Source organism: Falsiruegeria sp. JB4-1 (genome assembly GCF_055693495.1).
The window spans coordinates 4,301,365-4,311,687 of the sequence record NZ_JBVFTZ010000001.1; the positions used below are offsets into that span (position 1 = coordinate 4,301,365).

Below are 10,323 nucleotides of genomic sequence, written 5' to 3' on the forward strand. Positions count from 1 at the left end.
TGCAGGAGTTACAGTATGACCCAAACTACCCCACGTGTTGCTCTCTACGCCCGCTACAGTTCCGACAACCAGCGCGACGCTTCCATTGAGGACCAACTGCGTCTGTGCCGTGAACATGCGGATGCTGAGGAATGGGCCGTTGTGGATAGCTATAGTGACCGGTCAAATTCAGGCGCGAGCCTGATCTCGCCCGGGCATTCAATCCCTTCTGGAAGATGCGTTAGCTGGCAAGTTCGAAGTTGTACTAGCGGAATCCCTAGATCGCATTTCTCGTGATCAGGAAGACATCGCCGGAGTTTACAAGCGCCTTTCTTTCGCTGCAGCGTTCAGATCGTAACCCTTTCCGAAGGCGCGATATCGGAGTTGCACATCGGGCTAAAAGGCACGATGAGCGCTCTGTTCCTAAAGGATCTTGCAGACAAAACACGTCGCGGTCTGCGCGGTCGCGTTGAAGCTGGGCGATCAGGAGGCGGAAACAGCTACGGGTATGATGTCGTGCGACGCCTGGAAGCCGACGGCTCACAAGCAACCGGTGAGCGCAAAATCAATTCAGAGCAAGCGACCATAATAACCCGCATCTTTGACGACTATGTGGGAGGGTTCTCACCACGCAAGATAGCCCAAGCGCTCAATAAAGAAGGTGTTCCTGGGCCACGAGGAACAGCGTGGGGCGCTTCCACCATTCATGGCAACATAAGCCGTGGCACCGGTATATTAAATAATGAACTCTACGTTGGACGCTTGGTTTGGAACAGGCTTCGCTACCTCAAGGATCCTAAAACCGGGCGCCGGGTTTCACGACTCAAGCCGCCTGAAGACTGGATTTCAGTGCCAACACCGGAATTGCGCATTATTCCACAGGAACTTTGGGACGCTGCAAAGTCACGCCAAAAAAGAACGGCTCTCCCTAAGCGGACCAACCGGGGGCTCGCACTGGGCCGCGCCCGACGGGCAAAGTACCTGCTATCAGGGCTACTTACCTGCGGGGCCTGTGGCGGCGGCATGTCAGTCATTTCGCAAACCCACATCGGGTGCTCTTCTGCGCGCAACAAAGGCACGTGCAACAATCGCAAGTCCATCGCGAGGATCAAAGTTGAAGACCGGGTTCTCACCGCGCTCTCCGACCAATTGATGGACCCAGACCTGTTCAGTGTCTTTTGCGAAGAGTTCGTCGCAGAGACCAACCGGTTGAGAACCACCTCCCAATCGTCTCGCGCGTCCAAGGAAGCCGAACTCGCGAAGACCAATCACGCGCTGGAACGTTTGGTCCAAGCACTGATAGACGGAGCACCGACGTCGACCGTCAAAGGAAAAATGGCTGAGCTGGAAGAGAGGAAGGTCAAGCTGGAGAGTGACCTGGAGGAGGCACCAGCCCCGCAACCGACGCTGCATCCCAACATGTCAGACGTCTACCACTTAAAAGTCCGCGACCTTGCCAACGCTCTCAATGAAGCCGATGTGCGCAGCGAAGCTGCTGAGGCGCTACGCGCACTCATCGACAAGGTGGTGCTGACACCTTCTGAAGACGGATATGACATGGATCTGCATGGAGATCTTGCCGGTATCTTGGCCTTAGCAGCTGACACAAAAGCAAAAACCGCCCGAGCCGACATGGCTGAGGCGGTTTCGCAAATATCGTTGGTTGCGGGAGCAGGATTTGAACCTGCGACCTTCAGGTTATGAGCCTGACGAGCTACCGGGCTGCTCCATCCCGCGACACTTTTGACCGTCCGCGCTTGCGGTTTGAGGTCTGGTATATTTGACCGTTTTGAGAGAATTGGATTTTACTAGGTTTGGCGGTGAGCTACTCTCCCACGCCTTGAGACGCAGTACCATTGCCGCAGCAGTGCTTAACTTCCGGGTTCGGGATGGGACCGGGTGTTTCACTTGCGCTATGACCACCAAACCGAGAAAAATCCATTTAACTTCGATGAATGGATTTGGCGGCAGGCAGGGTATTTGCGTAGCAAATGCCCGTTGCCGCACCTGAGTTATGTCAGGCTGGCTGTTCCAGTTCATCGAAGAAGATCAATCAACACCGTGGACTTTGTTTTCAAAGTCTCACGTGCTGTCCATGATTTTGTGTTTTGTAGGGTTCGTATGCTTATTGGAACCAGTTTTTCTTTTACTGGATCAAATCAAGCCTATCGGGCAATTAGTACCGGTCAACTGAACATGTTACCATGCTTACATCTCCGGCCTATCGACGTGGTGGTCTACCACGGCCCTCAGGGATACCTTGTTTTGAGGGGGCTTCCCGCTTAGATGCCTTCAGCGGTTATCCTGTCCGAACATAGCTACCCTGCACTGCTGCTGGCGCAACAACAGGTCCACCAGTGGTTCGTTCACCCCGGTCCTCTCGTACTAGGGGCAACTCCTCTCAAGTATCCTACACCCACGGCAGATAGGGACCGAACTGTCTCACGACGTTCTAAACCCAGCTCACGTACCTCTTTAAACGGCGAACAGCCGTACCCTTGGGACCTGCTCCAGCCCCAGGATGAGATGAGCCGACATCGAGGTGCCAAACACTGCCGTCGATATGGACTCTTGGGCAGTATCAGCCTGTTATCCCCGGCGTACCTTTTATCCGTTGAGCGATGGCCCTTCCACTCGGGACCACCGGATCACTATGGCCGTCTTTCGACTCTGCTCGACTTGTCAGTCTTGCAGTCAGGCTGGCTTCTGCCATTGCACTCAACGAGCGATTTCCGACCGCTCTGAGCCAACCTTCGCGCGCCTCCGTTACGCTTTAGGAGGCGACCGCCCCAGTCAAACTACCCGCCACACAGGGTCCCGGATCCGGATAACGGACCGCGGTTAGACATCAAGCAGAACAAGGGTGGTATCTCAAAGGAGGCTCCACAGGAACTGGCGTCCCTGTTTCAAAGCCTACCACCTATTCTGCACATGTTCGGCCTAATGCCAGTGTGAAGCTGTAGTAAAGGTGCACGGGGTCTTTCCGTCTAACCGCGGGAAGCCTGCATCTTGACAGGCAATTCAATTTCGCTGAGTCGATGTTGGAGACAGCGGGGAAGTCGTTACGCCATTCGTGCAGGTCGGAACTTACCCGACAAGGAATTTCGCTACCTTAGGACCGTTATAGTTACGGCCGCCGTTTACCTGGGCTTCAATTCAGAGCTCTCACCCCTCCTTTTAACCTTCAGGCACCGGGCAGGCGTCAGACCCTATACGTCGTCTTGCGACTTCGCAGAGCCCTGTGTTTTTAATAAACAGTCGCCACCCCCTGGTTTGTGCCCCCAGCCCCTAGTTGCCTAGGAACCGGGCCTCCTTCTCGCGAACTTACGGAGGTATTTTGCCGAGTTCCTTCAACATCGTTCTCTCAAGCGCCTTGGTATTCTCTACCAGTCCACCTGTGTCGGTTTAGGGTACGATCTCATGGAAGGGCTATTTCCAGGGACCTCTCAGCAGCCCATTCAATCCGATAAGGATGAACTACCTCCGAGATCCGTCACCTCTTCCTGGCCCAGGAATATTAACCTGGTTCCCATCGACTACGCCTTTCGGCCTCGCCTTAGGGGTCGGCTTACCCTGCTCAGATTAGCTTTAAGCAGGAACCCTTGGACTTTCGGCGAGAGTGTCTCTCACACTCTTTGTCGCTACTCATGTCATCATTCTCACTAGTGATCTCTCCACCGGATCCCTCACAGGCCGGCTTCATCGAAAGCTCCTTGCGTCCAACACCTTCCGAAGAAGGTTAAAGACGCATGGAACTATGTCACACTACGCTCTGCTACCATGCCTTACGGCATCCTAAGCTTCGGCTCATGGCTTGAGCCCCGTTACATCTTCGCCGCAGGACGTCTTAATTAGACCAGTGAGCTGTTACGCTATCTTTAAAGGATGGCTGCTTCTAAGCCAACCTCCTGGTTGTTTTGGACATCCCACCTGCTTTCCCACTTAGCCATGAATTGGGGGCCTTAGCTGTAGGTCAGGGTTGTTTCCCTCTCCACTACGGACGTTAGCATCCGCAGTGTGTCTGCCATCTAGTACTCCCGGGTATTCGGAGTTTGGTTAGGATCAGTAAGCCTGTGGGGCCCCATTACCCATCCAGTGCTCTACCCCCGGGGTATTCGGATGACGCTCTACCTAAATAGATTTCGCAGAGAACCAGCTATCTCCGAGTTTGATTGGCCTTTCACCCCTAGGCACAACTCATCCCGACCTTTTTCAACAGGTGTGGGTTCGGCCCTCCAGTAAGTGTTACCTTACCTTCAGCCTGGTCATGCCTAGATCACTCGGTTTCGGGTCTGATCCCACGAACTCGACGCCCTATTAAGACTCGCTTTCGCTGCGCCTACACCTAACGGCTTAAGCTTGCACGTGAGACCAAGTCGATGACCCATTATACAAAAGGTACGCTGTCAGCCCTCAAGGGGCCTCCAACTGATTGTAGGCGTTCGGTTTCAGGTACTGTTTCACTCCCCTCGTCGGGGTGCTTTTCACCTTTCCCTCACGGTACTGGTTCACTATCGGTCAGTAAGGAGTACTTAGCCTTCGAAGGTGGTCCTCCGATCTTCAGACAGAATTTCACGTGTTCCGCCCTACTTAATACGTCCATCAGAGCTTCCTATACGGGGCTGTCACCCGCTATGGCCATGCTTCCCAACATGTTCTAGTCACTCATCCGGCTCGGCTGGTCCCCGTTCGCTCGCCGCTACTAGGGGAGTATCAATTGATTTCCTTTCCTCCGGGTACTTAGATGTTTCAGTTCCCCGGGTTTGCTCTTAAAACCCTATGTATTCAGGTCTTAAGTACCTGGTTAAGAACATTATAAACAGCCGAAGCTATTATAATGAACTTTCAGGTGGGTTCCCCCATTCAGAGATCCATGGATCAAAGCTTATTCTCAGCTCCCCATGGCTTATCGCAGAGTATCACGTCTTTCATCGCCTCTTACTGCCAAGGCATTCACCAAACGCCCTTCTCGCGCTTGATTTGATCCAGAAAGAGAAAACTGACGTCTTTCGACCGCAGTAGCTGGTAAGTAACTGCAGCTTATCTTCCTGAACCAAAAGCATACTTTCCCGCCCGCTTCATGTCGGTGAAGCGGACATTGAGTGTTCCGTGCGGAACACTCGGGTTAGTGTACTTGACTTGGACAACTCTGTTCGTTTCAGACGGGATACATAAGACGGAGCGAGGAAACACTCGTGTCAAATGCCTTCCACCGAAGTGGAACCGAACTGAGATCCACGCCACACTCGGCGCGATCAAACAGTGTTGATTGATTTCTCTCTAAACGATGTCAATGCTTCCGAAGAAGCGACGTCCGATTGGACGGTTAAAAACCAAAAACGGTGCTTAACGATCAAATCGAAGGGATATGGTGGGTCGAGGAGGACTTGAACCTCCGACCTCACGCTTATCAGGCGTGCGCTCTAACCACCTGAGCTACCGACCCAGCTGATTTTGCGTTGCAAAATCGGCGTTCAGCCCCTCGTGGTTATCCAGGGCCGTATATCTGGTGGAGCCTAGGAGGATCGAACTCCTGACCTCCTGAATGCAAATCAGGCGCTCTCCCAGCTGAGCTAAGGCCCCTTGAAGAACCCTGCATTCAGGGCTCGGTGACTGAAGAGATATGAGGACGGCCTGGTCCTGATGTTTGGTCAGTTTTGTATACTGACCGTTGCTAAGTGTTTCACGATCAAGAGCGAACTCTATGATGACTAGAAACATCCTTAGAAAGGAGGTGATCCAGCCGCAGGTTCCCCTACGGCTACCTTGTTACGACTTCACCCCAGTCGCTGAGCTCACCGTGGTCCGCTGCCCCCTCGAAAGGTTGGCGCACGGCCTTCGGGTAAACCCAACTCCCATGGTGTGACGGGCGGTGTGTACAAGGCCCGGGAACGTATTCACCGCGTCATGCTGTTACGCGATTACTAGCGATTCCGACTTCATGGGGTCGAGTTGCAGACCCCAATCCGAACTGAGACAACTTTTGGGGATTAACCCACTGTAGTTGCCATTGTAGCACGTGTGTAGCCCAACCCGTAAGGGCCATGAGGACTTGACGTCATCCACACCTTCCTCCCGCTTATCACGGGCAGTTTCCCTAGAGTGCCCAGCCGAACTGCTGGCAACTAAGGATGTGGGTTGCGCTCGTTGCCGGACTTAACCGAACATCTCACGACACGAGCTGACGACAGCCATGCAGCACCTGTCACTAGGTCCCGAAGGAAGGCTCCATCTCTGGAGTTGTCCTAGGATGTCAAGGGTTGGTAAGGTTCTGCGCGTTGCTTCGAATTAAACCACATGCTCCACCGCTTGTGCGGGCCCCCGTCAATTCCTTTGAGTTTTAATCTTGCGACCGTACTCCCCAGGCGGAATGCTTAATCCGTTAGGTGTGTCACCAACAAGCATGCTTGCTGACGACTGGCATTCATCGTTTACGGTGTGGACTACCAGGGTATCTAATCCTGTTTGCTCCCCACACTTTCGCACCTCAGCGTCAGTATCGAGCCAGTGAGCCGCCTTCGCCACTGGTGTTCCTCCGAATATCTACGAATTTCACCTCTACACTCGGAATTCCACTCACCTCTCTCGAACTCAAGACCAGGAGTTTAAGAGGCAGTTCCAGGGTTGAGCCCTGGGATTTCACCCCTTACTTTCTGATCCGCCTACGCGCGCTTTACGCCCAGTAATTCCGAACAACGCTAACCCCCTCCGTATTACCGCGGCTGCTGGCACGGAGTTAGCCGGGGTTTCTTTACCAGGTACTGTCATTATCATCCCTGGCGAAAGAGCTTTACGACCCTAAGGCCTTCATCACTCACGCGGCATGGCTGGATCAGGCTTGCGCCCATTGTCCAAGATTCCCCACTGCTGCCTCCCGTAGGAGTCTGGGCCGTGTCTCAGTCCCAGTGTTGCTGATCATCCTCTAAAACCAGCTATAGATCGTAGACTTGGTAGGCCATTACCCCACCAACTATCTAATCTAACGCGGGCTAATCCAAAGGCGATAAATCTTTCCCCCGAAGGGCACATAGGGTATTACTCTCCGTTTCCAGAGGCTATTCCCTACCTTTGGGTATATTCCCACGCGTTACTAACCCGTCCGCCGCTCACCCCGAAGGGCGCGCTCGACTTGCATGTGTTAGGCCTGCCGCCAGCGTTCGTTCTGAGCCAGGATCAAACTCTCAAGTTGAAAAGCACTTGCATGCTTATCCTTGACGTTCGAACCTCTGCACATCACTCATATTGGCATTACTGAAACCAATATAAGTTTTCTCTGTTTGTGTGCTTCAGCTACAAAGTAGCGAAAGCCGTACAAACAGTGAAGCTGACACTCAATCATCGGGCCGAAACCCTAAGAGCGTTGATATACAGACGTTGATCCATCGAAATGAACCAAACCGCCCACATATCTCTTCAGTGTATTCTATTGTCAAACAGCGTCGGAGCCTAAACCCCAGAGACAAAAACCAACACGAAGCGCCAATCTTACCTGGCGCAAACCGCGTCAATCCTACCTCGAATTCTCTCCGAACTTCCCATCCCGAACTCTCCGTCCAGTCCGTTCCGTCCGCACCGTAGCGCCTCAGCGCCGCCGGTGAAGGGGTATTTACGGATGACACCGTGAGTCCGCAACCCCCATTTCGCAAAAACTTCAAAGTTCCTCGATGTTTTTTGTTTATTTATTTATTTACAATAGCTTAGCGATCATCAGCGCAGGACGTAAAGGTTAGTCTTCGGGTCAGGGAGGAACAGCATACATTCAATTTGAGTGATGACACTCTACATATTGTAGCTTTTAGCCATGTCCACACAAGGCATGGATTGAATCTCTGTTTTTTGCGACTCGTTTAACCACACCTTGGCGTTCAATGCGGAAGTACAGACCATTCACAGAGCTGCTGACCTTGACGATAGGCTAGGATTGGACCCAGGGAGTTCATCACAAATTCGCTTTGGCTAGGTCGAAGCAGTGCAACATCTCCCGGTACCATGCTGGGTCGAGCTGTACCGCTCCAGATCTCTTGATTGGTAGATCGTCCAAAAAGCTTCGAATAGCCGTATCTAGCAGGATATACAGGTTGCCCCATAAAATACCCGCCCTGGATCACGACATCAGCAGAACCGTTTCTAAGTGGAGATAAGAACTCCAAGCCTGGCCAGGGATTACCCGGCAAAACCTTGAGAATTGGTGTGGCTATGTAAGCCGCTGGCACAAAACCATGTGATGATGATTGCTCAAAATCCGACGGCAAGACCATCACTGAACCGAAACTAATGTCGTTGATCATATTTTCAGAAACATAGCGTTGGAACGTCAAGCTTCCCCCAGTGTTGAAGCACAAGCCATCGCCAATTGTATTAGCCCACTCCCAAAAAGAACGGTAAGTGCGAAAGAAACGCTTTTCTGCCCCCGAAGCCAGAATCGCAGGAAGTTTTGAAAGATGAGGCTCATACCCCATCAATCCAGCCAGCTTGAGCCCCTCATTCTCGCGCAAGAGAGCATCAACTTTGGGGATATCCGTAACTGCGAATCCCCCCTGTGAAGCCCGACATCGATTTCGAGATTTACGCGCAACCTTACATCGAACTCCTTTGATAGTTCATCATATTGCGACAAGCGTTCGATGCTATCTATCAGCCATTGCACCTGATGAACTGCATTAGGGTGTTGTTTGAGTATACGGCGCACTGAACTAACGAGCATCGGACGCCCCAACAACAGATCGCCATTGGATTCGGATAAGAGCTTTGCCAGCATGGGCTCTGAGAACACCATGAGGTCATCGATCTTCAGAGCCTTTTTCAGGTAATTCAGCAACGGGCCAGACGGGAGAGACTTTGCAACTAAACGCCAGGAAAGGGTCGGGTCAGCGGTCTTTTGTAGCACCTGAATATTGTGATCAAGAGCATCCAAGTCCACGATCACACTCGGCCTGTTCAAACCGCTCTCTCGTAGGACTGCTGACGCTTCCGCTAAATCGGTCACAATCATCTCGTCAGGACCCTTCAACCAGGAGTTTTCGCAAATATCCACTCAGGAATTTACCCGAAGGGTCAAGTTTCTCTCGGAGCTCGCAAAATCGGAGAAAGTCTGGGTAGAGCTTATCGAGATCTGAGAACGTCAAAGAGTGCATCTTCCCCCAATGTGGCCGCGCTCCTGCAGCTTTGAAAATTGGCTCAATATCTGCGAAATACTCCCTGAAATTCTGATGAGCCGCGGTATGGATGGCCACCGAAATTCGCTCTCCGCCCTGAAAAGGAGACAGCCAACCACTGTCGCCAGCGGTTTTTCGAACTTCAATCGGGAAATAGACATTGGGATGATTATTTTCCGTTCTTGCAATGACGTCTTTCAGCACTTCCCGCGCTGCATCTGGTGGTACATGATATTCCATTTCCACAAACCGAACGTCTCGTTGACTGCACAGAACCCGCCAACTCTCATCAACGTAATCTTCTTCTGTTTGCAGCGCAGAAAGAGACGCCAAAGCCTGGCGCCGCAGACTTGGATGCAAACGACCAAGAAAACGCGCAAACCTCAGTCCGTACACAGCAAGGTTGTCCAAATCTGCAGGCGCCTTTCCTCGGGGTTCGGTCGCCAGATCATGTCGCAGGCGAAGTGTTTTTTGAGACCAAGGAATGTAGAAGAACTCAAAGTTTCGGTGAGATGCCCAAAGTTCGTGCATCTGTGCGAGAGTATCCTGCAAGCTCCCCACTTCCACTCGACGCCGAAGGTAGTACTTGGGAACTAGCTCTACCTGAGCTTCAAGTATAACACCCAAAGCCCCAAGCGATACCCGAGCTGCTTCAATCAGATCACCGGTCGGATCATCTTCTGTATTGATGATGTCACCACGTGCCAACATGATCTTTACGTTCCGCAATTCAGCCGACAGACAGGGAAGAGTGGCGCCTGTTCCATGCGTAGCCGTAGACACGGCTCCAGCCAAAGTCTGGACGTTGATGTCACCAAGGTTGCGAAACGCCAGACCTTCATCGGCCAAAAGCGGTGACAGCTCTTTCAGCTGCTTGTTGGCGTCCATCCAGGCCAGATTTTCCGAACTGGCAATACGTGGGGTCTCCCGAAGATCCCGTAGCGAAACGATTCTCGACGCTTCTGCGACCAAAGGCGTAAAGGAATGGCCAGAACCTACGATCCGTGGCGAACTTTCTGTCGAAATGACGTGTCGAAGCTCATCCAAAGACGTCGGATAGATCGCGTGCAAATGGTTCTCTTGATTTCCACCCCAATTTTTCCACATCCGAAATCCTCCTTTTGAAAAGGGTTTCCGCAAATGGAATGGTTCTCAAGCCTGATCCAACGTCAAGTGTATATGTGAGTGG

The 10,323-nt window shown here is 52.3% G+C and carries 5 protein-coding genes, 3 tRNA genes, 3 rRNA genes and 1 pseudogene; 3 read left to right on the forward strand and 9 right to left on the reverse strand.

Translation table 11 applies throughout. The features are described from left to right. Window positions 1-15: 15 nt before the first annotated feature. From ACZ1HE_RS21890 to ACZ1HE_RS21900, 3 genes and pseudogenes are all read left to right on the forward strand, one after another. Window positions 16-171, forward strand: a pseudogene (locus tag ACZ1HE_RS21890) (recombinase family protein); the annotation flags it as partial. 37 nt (window positions 172-208) lie between these two features. Next, a complete protein-coding gene (locus tag ACZ1HE_RS21895) occupies window positions 209-337 on the forward strand; it encodes a hypothetical protein (RefSeq protein ID WP_472624597.1) in 129 nt (42 codons plus the stop codon). Between the two features lie 50 nt (window positions 338-387). Further along, window positions 388-1,683, forward strand: a complete 1,296-nt coding sequence (locus ACZ1HE_RS21900; RefSeq protein WP_472624599.1) for a recombinase family protein — start codon at window positions 388-390, stop codon at window positions 1,681-1,683. Here the strand turns inward: ACZ1HE_RS21900 and ACZ1HE_RS21905 are convergent. From ACZ1HE_RS21905 to ACZ1HE_RS21945, 9 genes are all read right to left on the reverse strand, one after another. Further along, window positions 1,640-1,716, reverse strand: a tRNA-Met gene (locus ACZ1HE_RS21905). The genes ACZ1HE_RS21900 and ACZ1HE_RS21905 overlap by 44 nt on opposite strands. A 75-nt stretch (window positions 1,717-1,791) precedes the next feature. Next, window positions 1,792-1,906 (reverse strand): 5S ribosomal RNA (gene rrf / locus ACZ1HE_RS21910). A 228-nt stretch (window positions 1,907-2,134) separates the two neighbouring features. Further along, a 23S ribosomal RNA gene (locus tag ACZ1HE_RS21915) occupies window positions 2,135-4,960 on the reverse strand. 388 nt (window positions 4,961-5,348) lie between these two features. After that, window positions 5,349-5,425: transfer RNA gene (locus ACZ1HE_RS21920), tRNA-Ile, on the reverse strand. Between the two features lie 61 nt (window positions 5,426-5,486). Beyond that, window positions 5,487-5,562: transfer RNA gene (locus ACZ1HE_RS21925), tRNA-Ala, on the reverse strand. A gap of 144 nt (window positions 5,563-5,706) precedes the next feature. Further along, a 16S ribosomal RNA gene (locus ACZ1HE_RS21930) occupies window positions 5,707-7,168 on the reverse strand. The 16S, 23S and 5S rRNA genes sit together here with 3 tRNA genes alongside, the layout of an rRNA operon. Window positions 7,169-7,844: 676 nt before the next feature. After that, window positions 7,845-8,474: a type III PLP-dependent enzyme domain-containing protein gene (locus tag ACZ1HE_RS21935; protein ID WP_472624271.1), complete on the reverse strand. Its 630-nt coding sequence runs from the start codon at window positions 8,472-8,474 to the stop codon at window positions 7,845-7,847. Then, the gene (locus tag ACZ1HE_RS21940; protein ID WP_472624273.1) at window positions 8,438-8,971 is read right to left on the reverse strand and encodes an alanine racemase; all 534 of its coding nucleotides are present in this window, start codon (window positions 8,969-8,971) and stop codon (window positions 8,438-8,440) included. The genes ACZ1HE_RS21935 and ACZ1HE_RS21940 overlap by 37 nt, the downstream gene beginning before the upstream one ends. Window positions 8,972-8,975: 4 nt before the next feature. After that, entirely contained in the window at window positions 8,976-10,241 is a 1,266-nt protein-coding gene (locus ACZ1HE_RS21945; protein WP_472624601.1) for a D-arabinono-1,4-lactone oxidase, read from the reverse strand. Window positions 10,242-10,323 lie beyond the last annotated feature (82 nt).